Origin of the sequence: Variovorax ureilyticus, assembly GCF_037889935.1 — a bacterium.
In the GTDB taxonomy this organism is placed as follows: domain Bacteria; phylum Pseudomonadota; class Gammaproteobacteria; order Burkholderiales; family Burkholderiaceae_C; genus Variovorax; species Variovorax ureilyticus.
Genome location: NZ_JBBKZU010000001.1, coordinates 85,434 through 102,558, shown reverse-complemented (window position 1 = coordinate 102,558; position 17,125 = coordinate 85,434). Strand labels below are relative to the sequence as shown.

General features: G+C 67.6%; 15 protein-coding genes. 5 read left to right on the top strand and 10 right to left on the bottom strand.

The window, feature by feature from the left end:
- Positions 1–14 precede the first annotated feature (14 nt).
- The 5 genes from ssuD to WKW77_RS00510 form a co-directional block, all read right to left on the bottom strand.
- Positions 15–1,184, bottom strand: a complete 1,170-nt coding sequence (gene ssuD, locus WKW77_RS00530; protein ID WP_340354874.1) for an FMNH2-dependent alkanesulfonate monooxygenase — start codon at positions 1,182–1,184, stop codon at positions 15–17.
- A 21-nt stretch (positions 1,185–1,205) separates the two neighbouring features.
- The gene (locus WKW77_RS00525; RefSeq protein ID WP_340354873.1) at positions 1,206–2,225 is read right to left on the bottom strand and encodes a sulfonate ABC transporter substrate-binding protein; all 1,020 of its coding nucleotides are present in this window, start codon (positions 2,223–2,225) and stop codon (positions 1,206–1,208) included.
- The gene (locus WKW77_RS00520; RefSeq protein ID WP_260303634.1) at positions 2,222–2,353 is read right to left on the bottom strand and encodes a hypothetical protein; all 132 of its coding nucleotides are present in this window, start codon (positions 2,351–2,353) and stop codon (positions 2,222–2,224) included. Before WKW77_RS00520 ends, WKW77_RS00525 begins: the two co-directional genes overlap by 4 nt.
- 121 nt (positions 2,354–2,474) lie before the next feature.
- Positions 2,475–3,059: an NADPH-dependent FMN reductase gene (gene ssuE, locus WKW77_RS00515; protein ID WP_340354872.1), complete on the bottom strand. Its 585-nt coding sequence runs from the start codon at positions 3,057–3,059 to the stop codon at positions 2,475–2,477.
- Positions 3,060–3,094: 35 nt separating this feature from the next.
- Positions 3,095–4,120 (bottom strand): sulfate ABC transporter substrate-binding protein, encoded by a 1,026-nt coding sequence (locus tag WKW77_RS00510; protein ID WP_340354871.1) that lies wholly within the window; start codon positions 4,118–4,120, stop codon positions 3,095–3,097.
- A 126-nt stretch (positions 4,121–4,246) separates the two neighbouring features.
- Here WKW77_RS00510 and WKW77_RS00505 point away from each other — a divergent pair, with 126 nt between their 5' ends.
- Both WKW77_RS00505 and mnmC read left to right on the top strand, forming a co-directional pair.
- A complete protein-coding gene (locus WKW77_RS00505) occupies positions 4,247–4,519 on the top strand; it encodes an oxidative damage protection protein (RefSeq protein ID WP_093158505.1) in 273 nt (90 codons plus the stop codon).
- 13 nt (positions 4,520–4,532) lie between these two features.
- Entirely contained in the window at positions 4,533–6,425 is a 1,893-nt protein-coding gene (mnmC, locus tag WKW77_RS00500) for a bifunctional tRNA (5-methylaminomethyl-2-thiouridine)(34)-methyltransferase MnmC2/FAD-dependent 5-carboxymethylaminomethyl-2-thiouridine(34) oxidoreductase MnmC1 (RefSeq protein ID WP_340354870.1), read from the top strand.
- On the opposite strand, the gene WKW77_RS00495 is transcribed toward mnmC, so the two are convergent.
- Positions 6,401–6,607, bottom strand: a complete 207-nt coding sequence (locus WKW77_RS00495) for a hypothetical protein (protein WP_340354869.1) — start codon at positions 6,605–6,607, stop codon at positions 6,401–6,403. The genes mnmC and WKW77_RS00495 overlap by 25 nt on opposite strands.
- 159 nt (positions 6,608–6,766) lie before the next feature.
- Here WKW77_RS00495 and WKW77_RS00490 point away from each other — a divergent pair, with 159 nt between their 5' ends.
- Positions 6,767–7,657, top strand: coding sequence for a transglutaminase family protein (locus WKW77_RS00490; RefSeq protein ID WP_340354868.1), 891 nt, complete (start codon positions 6,767–6,769; stop codon positions 7,655–7,657).
- Positions 7,658–7,664: 7 nt separating this feature from the next.
- Here WKW77_RS00490 and WKW77_RS00485 read toward each other — a convergent pair whose 3' ends face one another.
- From WKW77_RS00485 to WKW77_RS00475, 3 genes are read right to left on the bottom strand one after another with little or no spacing between them, the layout of a single operon-like run.
- Positions 7,665–9,149 carry an efflux transporter outer membrane subunit gene (locus WKW77_RS00485; RefSeq protein WP_340354867.1) on the bottom strand — a complete coding sequence of 495 codons (1,485 nt, stop codon included), beginning with the start codon at positions 9,147–9,149 and terminating at the stop codon, positions 7,665–7,667.
- Positions 9,136–12,330 carry an efflux RND transporter permease subunit gene (locus WKW77_RS00480; RefSeq protein WP_340354866.1) on the bottom strand — a complete coding sequence of 1,065 codons (3,195 nt, stop codon included), beginning with the start codon at positions 12,328–12,330 and terminating at the stop codon, positions 9,136–9,138. The genes WKW77_RS00485 and WKW77_RS00480 overlap by 14 nt, the downstream gene beginning before the upstream one ends.
- A complete protein-coding gene (locus WKW77_RS00475; protein WP_422823095.1) occupies positions 12,327–13,808 on the bottom strand; it encodes an efflux RND transporter periplasmic adaptor subunit in 1,482 nt (493 codons plus the stop codon). The genes WKW77_RS00480 and WKW77_RS00475 overlap by 4 nt, the downstream gene beginning before the upstream one ends.
- Before the next feature lie 494 nt (positions 13,809–14,302).
- On the opposite strand from WKW77_RS00475, the gene WKW77_RS00470 reads away from it, so the two are divergent.
- Positions 14,303–15,346, top strand: coding sequence for a patatin-like phospholipase family protein (locus WKW77_RS00470; RefSeq protein WP_422823094.1), 1,044 nt, complete (start codon positions 14,303–14,305; stop codon positions 15,344–15,346).
- A gap of 4 nt (positions 15,347–15,350) precedes the next feature.
- Positions 15,351–16,805, top strand: coding sequence for a GntP family permease (locus WKW77_RS00465; RefSeq protein ID WP_340354863.1), 1,455 nt, complete (start codon positions 15,351–15,353; stop codon positions 16,803–16,805).
- A 13-nt stretch (positions 16,806–16,818) separates the two neighbouring features.
- On the opposite strand, the gene WKW77_RS00460 is transcribed toward WKW77_RS00465, so the two are convergent.
- Positions 16,819–17,079, bottom strand: coding sequence for a hypothetical protein (locus tag WKW77_RS00460; RefSeq protein ID WP_340354862.1), 261 nt, complete (start codon positions 17,077–17,079; stop codon positions 16,819–16,821).
- Between the last annotated feature and the right edge of the window lie 46 nt (positions 17,080–17,125).

Below are 17,125 nucleotides of genomic sequence, written 5' to 3'. Positions count from 1 at the left end.
GTGCGCGTCGCCGGTCAGCTCTGCGAGAGCAGCCTCGAAGGCGCATCGAGATTCGCGACCACTTCGCCGAAAGGCCCGGTCAGCGCCTGCGACGGCGCGTGGGCGCGTTGCTTGCGCGGCAGCAGCGGGAAGACGAGCTCGGCAAAGCGGTAGGACTCTTCCAGGTGCGGATAGCCCGAGAGGATGAAGCTTTCGATGCCCAGCGACGCGTATTCCTCGATGCGCGCCGCGACCGTCTTCGGATCACCGACCAGCGCAGTGCCCGCACCGCCGCGCACCAACCCAACACCCGCCCACAGGTTCGGGCTGATCTCCAGGTCGGCGCGGCTGCGCCTGGCACCGCCCGCATGCAGCGCGGCCATGCGGCGCTGGCCTTCGGAATCCATGCGCGCGAAGGCGGCTTGTGCGCGGATGACGGTGTCGTCATTCACGCGGCTGATCAGCGATTCGGCGGCGCGCCAGGCTTCGTCCTCGGTCTCGCGCACGATGACGTGCAGGCGGATGCCGAACTTGACCGTGCGGCCCTTGCGTGCTGCGCGCTGGCGGACATCGGCGATCTTCTTCGCCACCTCTGCAGGCGTTTCGCCCCAGGTCAGATAGGCATCGACCTGCTCGGCGGCGAGTTCGTGCGCCGCTTCGGACGAGCCGCCGAACCACACCGGCGGATACGGCTTCTGCGTCGGCGGGAACAGCAGCTTCGCACCCTTGACGCAGAGGTGCTTGCCCTCGTAGTCGAAGCTCTGGCCGTCATGGCTGCGCGCGATGATCTCGCGCCAGATGCGGATGAACTCGGCCGATTGTTCGTAGCGCTCGGCGTGCGGCAGAAACACGCCATCGCCTTCGAGCTCCGCCTGATCGCCGCCGGTCACGAGATTGACCAGCACGCGGCCACCCGAAAGCCGGTCGAAGGTCGCGGCCATGCGCGCCGCAAGGCTCGGCTGATGCAAGCCGGGCCGCACGGCGACCAGGAAACGCAGCCGCTCCGTGGCGCCGATCAGGCTCGCGGCGACGACCCACGGGTCCTCGCACGAGCGGCCCGTCGGGATCAGCACGCCTTCGTAGCCCAGTCGATCGGCCGCACCCGCAATCTGTTGCAGGTACGCCAGATCGACCGGACGCGCGCCCTCGGTCGTGCCGAGATAGCGGCTGTCGCCGTGCGTGGGGAGGAACCAGAAGATGTTCATGCCGTTGTCCGTGCTTCGTCGTCAGGGTTTGGTGGAGGCGAGACGCGTGTCCGGGCGCCACACGATGCGCGCGACCTCCACGGGCTTCGGAATGAGTCCGAGCTTGTGGAAGGCATCGGCGACACGCTGCTGGTCGATCACCGTCGCGGGCTGGATCGGCCCCACGGGCGACGGCGGCCGCCGTTGAAGAAACAGGCTCACGATGCCTGCGTCGAGGCCGCTGAAGTCGGCGATCAGCTTGATGGCGGCAGCGCGCGCCTGCTGCACCAGGCGATCGGCGCGGGTCAATTCCTCGAAGAGCGCGGCGATCACGGCTGCATGTTTGTCCGCGAACGGCCGCGACGCGAGATAGAAGGAGTTGTTTCCCGACAGTCCGCGGCCGGTGGTCAGCGCCCGCGGCTGGATTGCGAGTTCGGTCGCCGCATAGAACGGGTCCCAGATCGCCCACGCGTCGACGCTGCCTCGCTCGAAGGCTGCGCGCGCGTCGGCCGGCGCCAGATAGACGGGCTGAATGTCGCTCCATTGCAGGCCGGCCTTCTCGACCGCGCGCACCAGCAGGTAGTGCGCGCTCGACCCTTTCTGCAGCGCCACCTTGCGGCCCTTGAGGTCGGCGAGCGTCCTGATCGTCGATTCCTTCAGCACCAGCACGGCGGAGCTGTCGGGTTTCGGCGGCTCGGCGCCGACGTAGACGAGGTCCTTGCCCGCGGCCTGCGCGAACACCGGCGGCGAATCGCCGGTGAGCCCGAACTCGAGGCTGCCGACCGAGAGCGCCTCCAGCAATTGAGGCCCGGCCGGGAACTCGATCCACGTGATCTTCGCGTTCGGGAAGCGCTTCTCCAGCCAGCCGGACTGCTTCACGATCACGAGGTTGGCAGCGGACTTCTGGTAGCCGATCCGAAGCTGCTGGAGTGGCTCGGACGAGGCCGACGAAGCCGACGAGGTCGGCTGCGCCAGCGCAACAGGCCCGCCCAGCCCCCAGGTCGAAGCCGTGACCGCGAGCAGTTGCAGCAGGCGGCGGCGCGCGATCGTCCGCGTGCTCATGACGTGGCGGCGATGAAGCCGGTGATGAGCGCGACTGCGACGACCACCAGCGCGCTGATGGCGAGGTCCGCGACGACCCACCACGCGGAGCGCGGCGGCGTCAGGGTGTTCGAGGTCAAAGGAGGCATGTTCTTCTTTCTTCGGACGTAGGCGTCCCCTGGCCGCATGGCAGCAGCCCAATGGGTCGGGACGGAAGTTGTACGGAGGCGGCGCCGCTCGGGCGCCCGGACGACGGACGACGGACGACCGTCAGACGCTACATCGCACCTGTTCGAAAGCCACGGGCTCGAAGCCCCAGGTCGCCGGCAGCCTGAGGCCTTCCTTGGCAAGCGTCTCGACCGCATCGTCCAGACGCTGCGACAGGTCCGCCTGCAACTGATAGGCGCCTTCGGGTTGCAGCGTGACCTGCCCGTCGGTCGCGTAGACGCCCGGCAGGATGTGCCGCGCGGCAAGCGACTGCAGCACCGGCCGCAGCGCGTAATCGAGCGCCAGCATGTGATGCGGGCTGCCGCCGGTCGCGAGCGGAAGGACCGTCTTGCCCTTCAACGCGGATTGCGGCAGCAGGTCGAGGAACACCTTCAGCACGCCGCTGTACGCGGCCTTGTAGACGGGCGTCGCGATCACGATCACGTCGGCGCGATGCACCTGCTCGGCCGCTTGCTGCACCGTGGGGTGCGAGGCTTCGCCCAGCAGCAGCGCATGCGCGGCGAGTTCGCGGATCGCGAGACGATCCACTTTGACTTTGCGCAGCGCCAGCCGCGCCGCCACGGCATCCAGCAGGACCGCCGAGCGGGACGGCGCAGAGGGACTGCCGGCGATCAGGAGAACGGACACTTCGGAAATCTTTCAGGCAGTTCGCGTGAGCGGGGTCACTTGTTCAGATAGATCTGGTCGAACGAGCCACCATCCGCGAAGTGCGCCTTGTCGGCCTTGGTCCAGCCGCCGAAGGCTTCGTCGATCGTGAACAGCGTGAGCTTCGGGAACTGGTTCGCGTACTTGGCCTTGGCCTTGTCGGACGTCGGACGGTAGTAGTTGCGGCCGGCGATGTCCTGGCCTTCGTCCGAGTAGAGGTACTTCAGGTATTCCTCTGCGACGGCACGCGTGCCTTTCTTGTCGACCACCTTGTCGACCACCGTCACGGTCGGTTCCGCGAGGATGCTGATCGACGGCACGACGATGTCGAACTTGTCGGGGCCGAATTCCTTCAATGCGAGGAAGGCTTCGTTCTCCCAGGCGAGCAGCACGTCGCCCACGCCGCGCTGCACGAAGGTGATGGTCGAGCCGCGCGCGCCGGTGTCGAGCACGGGCACGTTCTTGTAGAGCTTGCCGACGAATTCCTTGGCCTTGGCGTCGCCGCCGTACTTGCGCTTGGCGAACTCCCATGCAGCGAGGTAGTTCCAGCGGGCACCGCCGGAGGTCTTCGGGTTGGGCGTGATCACCTGCACGCCCGGCTTCGCGAGGTCGTCCCAGTCCTTCAGGCCCTTCGGATTGCCCTTCTTCACGAGGAAGACGATGGTCGAGGTGTACGGCGCCGAGTTCTGCGGCAGGCGCTTTTGCCAGTCGGGCTTGACCAGGCCCCCGTGCGTGACGAGCGCGTCGGTATCGCCGGCCAGCGCAAGCGTCGCGACGTCGGCATCGATGCCGTCGATGATCGAGCGGGCCTGCTTGCCCGAACCGCCGTGCGATTGCTTGATCGTCACGTCCTGCCCGGTCTTGCCCTTCCAGTACTTCGCAAAGGCCTGGTTGTAGTCCACATACAGCTCGCGCGTCGGGTCGTAGGACACGTTCAGCAGCGTCACGCCGCCTTGGGCGAACGACGGCAATGCCGTCAGGGCGATGCCCGCCACAGCGGCGGCACCCAGGGAAAGCTTGATAAAGTCGCGGCGAAGGCTCATGGTCTTGTGCTCGTAAATGGCATAAAGCAGATGCCGCGTATTCTGGATAGAGCATATGGAAACCGGAACGACCGAGTTTTCAGTTCTAAATAGCGAAATCAACTAAGACACCCCAAAGGCATCCAAATGGCACGCATGGTCCAGTGCATCAAGCTCGGCAAAGAAGCCGAAGGTCTCGACTTCCCGCCCTACCCCGGCGAGCTCGGCAAACGCATCTGGGAGAGCGTGAGCAAGGAGGCCTGGGCCGCCTGGCTCAAGCAGCAGACCATGCTGGTCAACGAAAACCGCCTGAACCTCGCCGATGCCCGCGCGCGCCAGTACCTGGCCCGCCAGATGGAAAAGCACTTCTTCGGCGACGGCGCCGACGTGGCGCAGGGATACGTTCCCCCCAGCAACTGATCCACGCGCGCGCATGGCCGAACCGGTCGAATGGCGCGCGGACGGCATCCCGCGCAGCCCGCGGTTCGACGACATCTACCACTCCGAAAGCGGCGCAGCCGCACAGGCCCGGCACGTCTTCCTGGGCGGCTGCGGCCTGCCGGCGGCCTGGTCGGGGAAGCCGCAGTGGCGGGTTCTCGAAACCGGCTTCGGCTTCGGGCTCAACTTCCTGACAACCTGGCAGGCCTGGCGCGCGGACCCGAACCGCTGCCGGCTGCTGCACTTCGTCTCGATCGAGGCCTATCCGGTCTCGCGCGAGGATCTGCTGCGCGCGGCCGCCGCCTCTCCTGAGCTGCTTGCGCTGGCGGAGGAACTGGCAGCGCAATGGCACGGCCTGCTGCCGGGATTTCAACGGCTCTGGCTCGACGAGGGCCAGGTGTTGCTGACCCTGTGCGTCGGCGATGTGCAGCCGATGCTGCGCGCGCAGCGCTTCGAGGCGGACAGCATCTATCTCGACGGTTTCAGTCCCCAGCGCAATCCGCAGATGTGGTCGGCCGAGACGCTGAAGTCGGTCTCGCGTTTCGCCCGGCGCGGCACGCGCATCGCGACCTGGACCATCGCACGGGCGGTGCGGGATGCGTTGGCGCAGTGCGGCTTTCAGGTCGAGAAGACGCCGGGGCTGCCTCCGAAGCGCGACTGCCTCCAGGGAATCTACGACCCTGCCTGGGAACTGCGCCGCCGTGATCCGTCGCCCGAGGAGATCGCGCAGCCCGGCCATTGCGTCGTGATCGGCGCAGGCCTCGCCGGTGCCGCGGTCGCATCGAGCCTCGCGCGGCGGGGCTGGCGCGTGACGGTTCTCGAAGCATCCGCGCAGCCTGCCACCGGCGCATCGGGCCTGCCGGTGGGTGTGCTGGCGCCCCATGTGTCGCCGGACGATGCGCTGCTCTCGCGCCTGACGCGCGCCGGCATTCGGGCCACATGGCCGCAGCTCGAGCAGTGGCTGGTCGAAGGCCGCGACTGGGGCGCGACCGGCGTGGTCGAACGGCGCGCGCCGGGTGATGCGCGCCTGCCGCGCAGTTGGACCGCCGAAGGTCCGAACGAATCGTGGCACGCGACGCCGGAGCAGCTTCGCGCGCTGGGCGTGCCGGACGACGCCGACGCCATCCGCCATGCCCGCGCCGGATGGGTACGCCCTGCCTCGCTCGTGCGAGCCTGGCTTGCGCAACCCGGCATCCGCGTGATGACCGGTGCCCGCGTGGTCCGTATCGAACCCTCGCCCGCGCCGTCCGATGGTGCGCCGCGCTGGGCCGTGCACGGAGAGAACGACAGGCGCCTAGCAGAAGCCGACAGGGTCGTCCTCGCCGCAGGCATCGACAGTCGCGGCTTCGCACCGGCGCTGCCCCTGCAGCCGGTGCGCGGCCAGGTCGCCTGGGGCGTCACGGACCCCGACGCCCTGCTCCCTGCGGTGCCGCTGAACGGCGACGGCCACCTGGTCGCGCATGTGCCCGATGCAGGCGGCGAACTGTGGCTCACCGGAGCGACCTTCGATCGCGACAGCGACGACCGAACGCTGCGGGCGGAAGACAACGCGATCAACCTCGAAAAGCTCCGCCGCCTCCACCCCCATGCGGCGGCGCGACTGTTCCCCGCTTTCGAGAGCGGACGGGCGCATGCCTGGGCCGGTGTGCGCTGCGCATCCGCCGACCGGCGGCCGCTGGTCGGACCTCTGCAAGCCGGGGCGGAGCGCGGCCCCTGGGTCTGCACCGCGTTGGGCTCGCGCGGCATGACCTTCGCCGCGCTGTGCGCCGAACTGCTTGCCGCGCGCTGGCACGGCGAGCCTTTGCCGCTGCCCGCGCGGCTCGCGGGCGCGCTCGACACGCGGCGCGCGTGGCCGGCCGAAGCTCAGAGATTGGCGAGCGCCATGTAGTCGAGCACCGTCGTTCCGCCGAGCGTGGCGAACGGCAGCAGCAGCGCCTTGAGCAAGGGCTGCTGCCAGAACGGCGCGAAAGCGCCCTCGTGCAGGTCTTCGAAGCGGCTTTCGAGAAGTCCACCGCATCTCCCGAACGAACAGCACCCCCGCGGCAAGCAGCACGATCGCCACGATGCCATTGCCCGGCAAGCCACTGGACCCGGATTTCGACTCCTTGTCCATCAACCTCTTCTGGTTTCGTGTGCGCTGCACGACGCAACCATTTCACAATGCATCCCACGTCACCGGCATCCCCACAGGATCGAGATCCGAGAGAGAACACCCAGGGGGAGAAAACCATGCCCATCCACTACGACATCACCCACACCACGGTCTACCGCTACAAGAAGCCGGTGCGTTTCGGCCTGCACCGGGTGATGTTCCGGCCGCGCGAGAGCCATGACCTGCGCGTGCTGGCGACCGATCTCCAGGTGAGCCCGGACGCGAGCATCCGCATGATCCAGGATCCGCATTCCAACTCCGTCGCGCTGGTACAGCCGATCGGCGAGGCGACAGAGCTGCGCATCGTCTGCCGCTTCTCGATCGAGCACGTGCCGACCAGCGTCGACCAACTGGCGCTCGATCCGTCCGCCGAACGGCTGCCCTTCGCTTACTCCGTGGACGACCGCTTCGATCTCGAGCGCTACCTTCGTCCCCATCATGACGATCCCGACGGCCGTCTGATCCGCTGGGCGCATCAGTTTCTGGAAGACGGCAACGACACGCGCGAGGTGCTCGCCCGGATGAATGCCTACATCGGCCAGAACTTCACCTACGCGGCGCGCGATGAAGAAGGCACCCAGACCCCGCTGCAGACGCTCGACCTGGGCAGCGGGAGCTGCCGCGACTACGCACTGCTGATGATGGAGGCCGTTCGAAGGCTCGGCGTGGCGACGCGTTTCGTGACGGGCTACTTGTACGACGCTGCGCTCGACGTCGAAGGCGAATCCGCGGAAGAGTCGGTGATCGGCGCGGGAACGACTCACGCATGGCTGCATGCCTATCTGCCCGGGGCGGGCTGGATCGCGTTCGATCCCACCAACAACCTCATGGGCGGCGGCCAGTTGATCCGCGTCGCGGTCGCTCGCGACCCGTCGTTGGCCGCTCCCATCTCAGGCACCTGGTACGGGGACGCCGGGCACTACGAAGGCCTGGAGGCTTCCGTCGTGGTGCGGAAAGTGAGGGACTGAGCCGGTCTCACGGAAAGGCGCGGGGCCGCTCGCTCACGTTCACGCCGGGCTGCGGCGCTTCCTTGTCCGCGACGTCGACCCAGCCGCCGCCGAGCGAACGATAGAGCGCCGCCGACTGGAGCAGCACGCTGCCCTGCTGCTGGGCCAGCTGCAGGCGTGCGCTGAACAGCGCGCGATCGGCGTCGAGCACTTCGAGATAGCTGGTGTAGCCGCCTTCGAACCGCCTGCGCGCGAGCCGGGCGTAGTTGTCGAGCGCGGCGACCTGCATCAGCTGCGCATCGAGCGCGGTGCGCGAGGTGGTGATGCCGGACAGCGCGTTCTCCGTTTCGCCGAACGCGGCCTGCACCGCCTTGCGGTACTGCGCAACCGACGCCCGCTGCGCCGCTTCGGCGCTCGTGACCTGGCCCGCGATCGCACCGGCGGTAAAGATCGGCATCGTGATGTTCGCGCCATAGGTCCACAGGCGCGACGGTCCTTCCCACAGATCGGACAGCGAACGGCTTGCCTGACCGAACGCGCCGGTGAGCGAGATCGTCGGGAAATACGCCGCCTTCGCCGCACCGATGCGGGCATTGGCAGCGATCATCGATTGCTCCGCCTGCCGGATGTCGGGGCGCCGCTCCAGCAGATCGGACGGCAGGCCCGCCGGCACCGGCGGCAGCATGAGCTGGTCGATCGCCTTGCCGCGCGCGATCGGGCCCGGATTGCGGCCGACCAGGTTGGCGAGCGCGTTCTCCAGTTGCACGATCGACTGTTCGAGCAACGGGATCGCCCGCAGCGCCGTCGCGTATTCCGACCGTGCCTGGCTGACCTCGACCTCGGACACCACGCCGCCCTTGAAGCGCCGCTCGAAGAGGTTCAAGGCATCGAGCCGCAGGCCCAGCGTCTCGCGCGACACCTCCAACTCGCGATCCTGCTCGCGCAGGTTGACGTAGCCCGAGGTGATCGCCGTCACGACCGAAAGCACGGTGCCGCGGCGGAAGGCTTCGCTCGCCTCCAGTTCCGCCGTCGCGGCTTCGGTAAGCCGCCGGGTACGGCCGAAGAGGTCGATCTCCCAGCTCAGGAGCAGACTCGCCTGCACCGCGTTGTACGGATTGGTCAACGGCGCCCCGGGAATCGCGTGCTCGCTCGCGCGCGTGCGGCTGCCACTCACCTGCGCGCCCACCTGCGGGAAGAGCTGCGAGCGCGTGGTGCCGAGCACGCCGTAGAACTGCTCCACGCGCGCGGCCGCGGCGACCAGGTCCTGGTTGTTGCGCAGACCCTCGCTGATCAGGGCATCGAGCGCCGGATCGTTGAACTGCTGCCACCATGCCGATTCGGTGGCAGCCGCATCGACCGCGCCCATCGGCGTGGCACTGCGGTATTGCGTCGGAACGTCGAGATCGGGCCGCTTGTAGTCCGGGCCGAGCATGCAGCCGCCGAGCGGCAGGCCCAGGAACAGCGCGCACACCAGTGCCGCCGCGCCGCGACAAGTCGCATCAGTGCGGCGCATCGGTGGCTCCCTGTCCGGTCGCTTCCGGACCCTCGCCCTTCGCATGCTCGGCCTTCTTGCCGCTCATGCGATCGCTGAACGTTTCCAGGCCCCAGAAGAACATCGGGATGAAGAAGATCGCGATCACGGTCGCGCCGAGCATGCCGCCGATCACGCCGGTGCCGAGCGACTGCCGGCTGGCGGCCGAAGCGCCGCTGGCGATCGCGAGCGGAATACACCCGAGGATGAAGGCCAGCGACGTCATGATGATCGGCCGCAAACGCAGCTTGGCCGCGCCGACCGCCGCGTCGTAGGGCGAGAGCCCTTCCTTGTGGCGCAGCTCGACCGCGAATTCGAAGATCAGGATGGCGTTCTTGGCCGCCAGCGCGATCAGCACCGTGAGGCCGATCTGGAAGTACACGTCGTTCTGGATGCCGCGCAGCCAGATCGCCGCGATGGCACCGAACAGCGCGAACGGCACCGCGAGCAGCACACCGAAGGGCAAGGACCATTTCTCGTACTGCGCCGCGAGGATCAGGAACACCATCACCAGCGCGAAGGCGAACACCAATCCGGCCGTCGAGCCGGCCTTGCGCTCTTCGTAGGCCTCGCCGGACCATGCGAACGAGAAGCCCGCCGGCAGCACCTCGTGCGCAATCTCTTCCATCGCGGCCAGCGCCTGCCCCGAGCTGTAGCCGATGCCCGCGTCGCCCGTGACCTTGGCCGCGACGAAGTTGTTGAAGCGGGTGACGATGTCGGCGCCGGTCACGTACCGCGTGGTCGCGACCGCCTTGAGCGGCACCATCTTGCCCTCCTTGTTGCGCACGTACATGTTCTGCAGGTCTTCGGGCTTGGTGCGGAAGTCCGGCTCCGCCTGCAGGATCACCTGGAACAGCCGGCTGTTCTTCGGGAACTGGCTCACGTAGAGCGAGCCGAACAGCGTCTGCAGGGTGGAATAGACGTCCTGCGTCGGCACGCCGAGGCTCTCGGCCTTGTCGCGGTCGACATCCACCATCAACTGGCGCGAGCGCGTGTTGATGGTCGAGTTCAGGCCTCTGAGTTCGGGCCGCTGCCTGGCCTTGGCGATGAAGTCGCGCGTGACCTGCTCCACCCGCTGCAGCGGCGCGTCGCCCTCGCTCTGGATCCAGAACTCGAAGCCGCCGGTCGTGCCCAGGCCCGGGATGGACGGCGGATTGACCGGCACCAGCACGGCCTCCTTGAAGGTCGAGAACTCCGCGCTGGCCTGCCCGATCAGCGCGTCGGCGCGATCGTCCGGCGACTGCCGCTCCGCGAAGCTCTTGAGCGACACGAACAGAACGCCCGCGTTGGATTTGTTCTGCGAATCGATCAGGCTGTAGCCAGGCACGGTCGCCACCGCTTTCACGCCGGGCTGCTTGCTGAACCACTGCTGCGCGCGGTCGGTGATGGCTTCGGTGCGATCCAGGCTCGCGGCGTCCGGCATGATGACCGCGGTGAAGATGTAGCCCTGGTCCTCCACCGGCAGGAAGGTGGTCGGCACCTTCCTGAACAGGCCCATCATGACGACGATCATGCCGGCGATCAGGAGCACCGAAACCAGCACGCGCTTGATCGCCAGCTTGGTCGTCGACGTATAGCCTTCGGTCACCCGGTCGAAGCTGCGGTTGAACCAGCCGAAGAAGCCCTTCTTCTCGTGCTCACCCGCTTTCGGCGGCTTCAGCAGCAGCGCGGCAAGTGCGGGCGACAGCGTCAGCGCCACCAGACCGGACAGCACCACGGACACCGCGATCGTGATCGCGAACTGCTTGTAGAGCTGCCCGGTGATGCCCGAGAGGAACGCGACCGGGATGAACACCGCGCACAGCACGAGCACGATGGCGATCACCGGCCCGCTCACTTCATCCATCGCGCGCTTGGCCGCGTCCTTGGGCGACAAGCCGAACTCGCTCATGTTGCGCTCGACGTTCTCGACCACCACGATCGCATCGTCCACCACGATGCCGATCGCGAGCACCATGCCGAACAATGTGAGCATGTTGATCGAGAAGCCCATCGCGGTCATGCCGATGAAGGCCCCGAGGATCGAGACCGGCACCGCCAGGATCGGCACCAGGGTCGCGCGGAAGCTCTGCAGGAACACGAACACCACGATCACCACCAGCACCACGGCCTCGAAGAAGGTGTGGACCACTTCGTTGATCGATTCCTGCACGAACTCGGTGGTGTCCAGCGCGATGTCGTAGTCCAGCCCGGCCGGGAAGGACTTCTTCAGCTCGGTCATCAGCGCGCGCGTGTCCTTCGCGACCTGCAGCGCATTGGCGCCGGGCTGCTGGTAGATCGCGATCAGCGTCGCGGTCTTGCCGTTGTACTTCGAACGGATGGAGTAGTCCTTGGAGCCCAGCTCGGCGCGGCCGATGTCCTTGACGCGCACGATGGCGCCGGTGCCCTGCTGCGAGGCGCGCAGGATGATGTTGTCGAACTGCGTGGGCTCGGTCATGCGACCCGAGGTCGCCACCGGAATGGTCTGCTGCACCGGCGTGACCGTCGGCGAGGCGCCGAGCCGGCCCGCGGCGTACTGCTGGTTCTGCGCGGCGACCGCGTTCTGCACGTCGGTCGCGGTCATGCCCAGGCTCGCCATGCGGTCGGGCTTGAGCCACAGGCGCATCGCGTAGTCGGGCGAGCCGAAGATCGAGCTCTGGTTGGCACCCGGGATGCGCTTGATCGCATCGAGCACGTTGATGTTGGCGTAGTTCGCGACGAAGGTCGGGTCCTGGCTGTTGTCGGGCGAATAGATCGCCACGATCAGCATGAAGGCCTGCGACTTCTTCTGCACGCTCACGCCCTGCTGGCTCACCGCCGAGGGCAACTGCGGCAGCGCGAGGTTCACGCGGTTCTGCACGTCGACCTGCGCGAGCGAGGGGTCGGTGCCGATCTCGAAGTAGACCGACAGCGTCATGTTCCCCGTCGAGCTCGACGTGGAGTTCATGTACATCATGCGGTCGGCGCCGTTGACCTGCTGCTCGATCGGCGCGGCCACGTTCTCGGCCACCACCGACGAACTCGCGCCCGGGTAGGTGGCACTGACGGAAATCTGCGGCGGGGTGATGTCCGGAAACTGCGCGATCGGCAGATTGAACATCGCCACCACCCCGGCGATGACCAGGATGATCGAGATGACGGACGCGAAGATGGGACGGTCGATGAAGAAGTGCGCGAACTTCATCGTGCCTCCGCCAGGATGACATCGACGCGGCGCGCCATGGCGGGCGAATCGCCGCCGACGATGTTCGCCGGCGCCTTCATCTCGATCTGCTTGGCCGGCACATCGGCCGCCAGCAGCGCATCGCGGACCGCTTCCGCGCGCCGCTTGGCGAGCGCTGCGTTGACCTTCGGATCACCGCTCGAATCGACGTAGCCGTGCAGGACGACGCGCAGGTCGGGCTTGGCTTTCAGCGCAGCGATGATCGAGACCAGCCGCACCTGGCCCGTCGCGTCGAGCGCGGTGCGGCCGCGGTCGAAGTAGACGGCATCGCCGTTGGCGCCCGCACTGCCGGACGCGGACGCCGAGCCCGCGGGCGGCGACGCCGCAGCAGCCTTCGCGGTGCCGCCCGCCGGGCCTGCGCCCGAATTCGGCATCACCGAAGCCGCGGCGGCCACCGCGCCCGCAGGCGTCGGCCCCGCCGGGCGTTCGGTTGCCTTTCCCTCCGGCAGCGGATCCGGCGGCACGTCCTTCACCTTGACCGGCGCACCCGGCGCGAGCCGCATGAAGCCGTCGACCACGACGCGCTCCCCGTCCTTCAGGCCGGCAGTCACCAGCCATTGATCGCCCATCCAGTCGCCGACACTCACCAGCCGCTGGGACGCCTTGCCCTCGCCATCGACGACCCAGACGTACTCGCCGCGCGGGCCCTCCTGCACCGCGCGCTGCGGCACGATGATCGAGTTGGGTCGCTGGAAGCCGTGGACCTTGACCCGCACGAACTGTCCCGGGCGCAGTTCGCCTTTCGGATTGGGCAGCTCGGCGCGCAGCAGGAAGGTGCCCGTCTCCTGGCTGAAGGAGGCATCTGCAAAGGTGATGCGCCCCTGCGCGGGAAAGCTCGAGCCGTCGGCCAGCAGCAGTTCCACCGCGTAGTCGTCGCGCAGCGCCTTGATCAGCTTGCCTTTGGCGATCTCGTCCTGCAGGCGCAGCGACTCGTTTTCCGAGAGGCTGAAGTTCACCCGCATCGGGTCGAGCTTCGCCACGTAGGTGAGCAAGCTGTTCTCGGCGTTCACGTAGGCGCCGTCCTGGACCTTGGCGAACGACGACTGGCCGGCCACCGGCGAGGTGATCGTGGTGTAGCCGAGGTTCAACTGCGCATCGGTGACCTTCGCGGCCGCGGCCTCTACCGCGGCAGAGGCGGCCTGTTCGGTGCCGGTGGCGTCGTCGAGATCCTTGACCGCCAGGGCGTTGTCGGCGACGAGCGGCTTGACCCGCGCGAGGTTCGCGCGCGCGGTGGCAAGGCGAGCCTGCTGCTGCGCAAGCTCCGCCTTCGCGGCCTTCAGGCTGGCCTCGAAGGGCTTCACGTCCATCCTGAAAAGGACCTGGCCGGGCTCGACGAACGTGCCTTCGGTGTAGACCCTCTTTTCCAGAAAACCGTTGACCCGGGCCCGGATCTCCACCTGCTGCGAACTCTCGGTCTGGCCGACGAACTCGTAGGTCACGGGAACGGTCTGCGCCTTGACGGCCAGGGCGGAGACTTCGGTGGGAGGTGGAGCAGCCTTTTCAGGTTCGGACTTCGAACAGGCGGACAGGAGCACCGCGGCGCATAACAGCGGGAGCAGGCCGTGAACACTCCGCACAGCACCTGTCCGGAAGAGGCCCGCACGTCGTGCTCGCAAGGCCACGTCACTCGACAAACCCATAGACCATCCTCCTCGCCCACGCGGCCACGCACGACGACCGACCCGACGCAGGCTGTTCAGTGAAACGCTAATGTCGCTTCAAAGCACCGCGCAGGCAATGGCCCCTTGGTGCAATTCCCGAGCCCCGCCCAGGCCGACGCGGGACTGTCATGCGGCCCCGCCATGATCCGCCGCTACCACCTTTTCCTGTTCGCCGCACGCTTGACGATGGTCAAACGATCGCCTTGAGTCGGACCCACCACTCACATAGGATGGCCCGGCCATCGCGCTGGCGCGGGCATTGCTTGGTGTGCATGACGGCGCGATGCGCTTGGAGGAATCGTTTGAAAACACTTCCGATTGACCTTGCATTGCAAGGCGGTGGCGCCCACGGCGCATTCACCTGGGGCGTACTCGATCGTCTCCTCGAGGAATCGTGGCTGCGCATCGACGGCGTCTCCGGCACTTCCGCGGGCGCGATGAACGCCGCTGTGCTGGCCTGCGGACATGCGGGCGGCGGCGCCGAGGGCGCGCGCGAATCGCTGGAGAAGTTCTGGCGCGGCGTATCGGAAGCGGCCCGGTTCAGCCCCTTCCAGCGCAGCTGGATCGAGATGATCTCCGGCCGCTGGACGCTCGACAACTCTCCGACCTTCCTCGCCGCGGACCTCGCGATGCGCGTGTGGTCGCCCTACAACCTCAACCCGCAGGGCATGAACCCGCTGCGCGGCATCCTCCGGGAGCTGATCGACTTCGAGCGCCTGGCTTCGTCGCCCATCAAGCTCTTCGTGACCGCGACCAACGTGCGCACCGGCCGGGGGCGCGTGTTCCGCAATGCCGAGATCAGCCCCGACGTCCTGCTCGCGTCGGCCTGCCTGCCGTCGATGTTCCATGCGGTGGAGATCGACGGCGACCCCTACTGGGATGGCGGCTACGCAGGCAACCCGACGATGACCCCGCTGATTCGCGAATGCTCCTCCAGCGACACCATCCTGGTGCAGATCAATCCGGTGGAGCGTCCGGGCGTCCCGCGCAGCGCGCAGGAAATCAACAACCGGCTCAACGAGATCTCCTTCAATTCGCCGCTGCTGAAGGAACTGCGCATGATCGCGATGCTGCACCAGGTGGCCGACCCCGGCCACGGCGAAGGCGCGGCATGGGCGCGCATGCGCATCCACCGTATCGCGACCGATGCGATGCTCGATCTGGGCTATTCGTCGAAGCTGATCGCGGAATGGGCCTTCCTGTGCAAGCTGCGCGACGAGGGCCGGCGTGCAGCCACCGCCTTCCTCGCGGCGCACGCGGGCGACATCGGCAAGCGCTCGACGCTCGATCTCGACGCACTGCTCGAAGGGGTTTGAACCGATGGGACTCGCAGGAATCTTCGCCGGCCTCGGCCTGCTGATCTGGCTTTCCTACCGCGGCTGGAGCGTGCTGGTGCTCGCGCCGCTCGCAGCACTCATCGCAGCGCTGTTCGCGCGCGAACCGCTGCTCGCGCACTGGACGCAGACCTTCATGGGTTCCGCGGCAGGCTTTCTTGCCAGTTTCTTTCCGCTCTTCCTGCTGGGCGCGATCTTCGGCAAGCTCATGGACGACAGCGGCTCGGTGCAGACCATCGCGCGCTTCATGACCGAGAAGCTCGGCCCGCAGCGGGCGATGCTCGCGGTGGTGCTGGCGGGTGCGATGGTGACGTATGGCGGAGTGAGCCTCTTCGTCGCCTTCTTCGTGCTCGCGCCGATGGCACAGGCGCTGTTTCGCGCGGCCAACGTACCCGCGCGGCTGATGCCCGCGGCGATCGCGCTCGGCACGTCGACCTTCACGATGTCCGCACTGCCAGGCACGCCGGCGATCCAGAACGCGATCCCGATGCCCTTCTTCGGGACCACCGCGTTCGCCGCGCCCGGGCTGGGCGTGATCGCCGCCGCCATCATGCTGGGCTTCGGGATGTGGTGGCTGCGCCGCGCCGAGAACGCCGCACGCAAGGCCGGCGAAGGCTTCGGCACCGTCACGGTGGACAAGCACATGGACGCCTCTGCCGACCCGGTGGTGCGCGAGCGCGCGAGCACGTCCGGCAGCTTCGATCCCGCCGAGGCCACGCGCGGCGGTCACAGCGACAGGGAGCCCGGCGTCTTCATCGCCCTGCTGCCCCTGATCGTGGTCGTTCTGGTCAATCTGCTGATGGCACTGGTGGTGCTTCCGCGGCTCGATACCGACTACCTCGCCGAGCCGCGCTTCGGCGGCATCTCGATCGCCAACGTGGGCGGCGTCTGGGCGGTGCTGGTGGCGCTGATGGCGGCGATCGTGGTGCTGATCGCCTGCAACTGGAACCGGCTGCCTTCGCTGCGCGAGACGATCGACGCGGGCGCCAATGCCTCGGTGCTGCCGGTCGTGTCGGTGGCGAGCCTGGTGGGCTTCGGCGCGGTGGTGGCCGCCATGCCGGCCTTCGAGATGGTGCGCGAATGGGTGCTGGGCATCGGCGGCGGGCCGCTGGTGTCACTGGCGCTGTCGACCAACATCCTGGCCGCGCTCACCGGTTCGGCCTCGGGTGGCCTGACGATCGCGCTCGATGCGCTCGGCGCGACCTACATGCAGCTGGCCGCCACGACCGGGCTCGATCCGGCGCTGATGCACCGGGTCGCGGTGATCGGGGCGGGGACGCTCGACAGCCTGCCGCACAACGGCGCCGTGGTCACGCTGCTCGCCGTGTGCGGCACGGGCCACAAGGAGAGCTACTTCGACATCGTGATGGTAGGCATCGTCGGCGCGCTGCTGGCGCTGGTCGCGGTGATCGTGCTGGGGTCGACCTTCGGGTCGTTCTGAATCGCCGGGCGCCTCACGCGACCCGGGCGCGGTGGACGAGCTTCTCGGACAGCACCGCGACGCATTTCGCGTATTCCGCCTCGGCCTTCTCCTGCGCCTCGCACAGGCGCGCGAGCGCCTGCATCTCCACGGACCCGGGCGGCTGCGTGTCGGCGCCGCAGAGCCAATCGCCCAGCGCCTCGATGAGTTCGCCACGCGCGGCTTCCACCGCAAGGCGACTCACGACGACGGCCTGGTAGAGCTGGGTCAGTTCGCCTCTCCTTTCGCGCTGCACACGTTCTCCTGAAGTTGCGGACCATCTTCAAGACTACTTATGTATT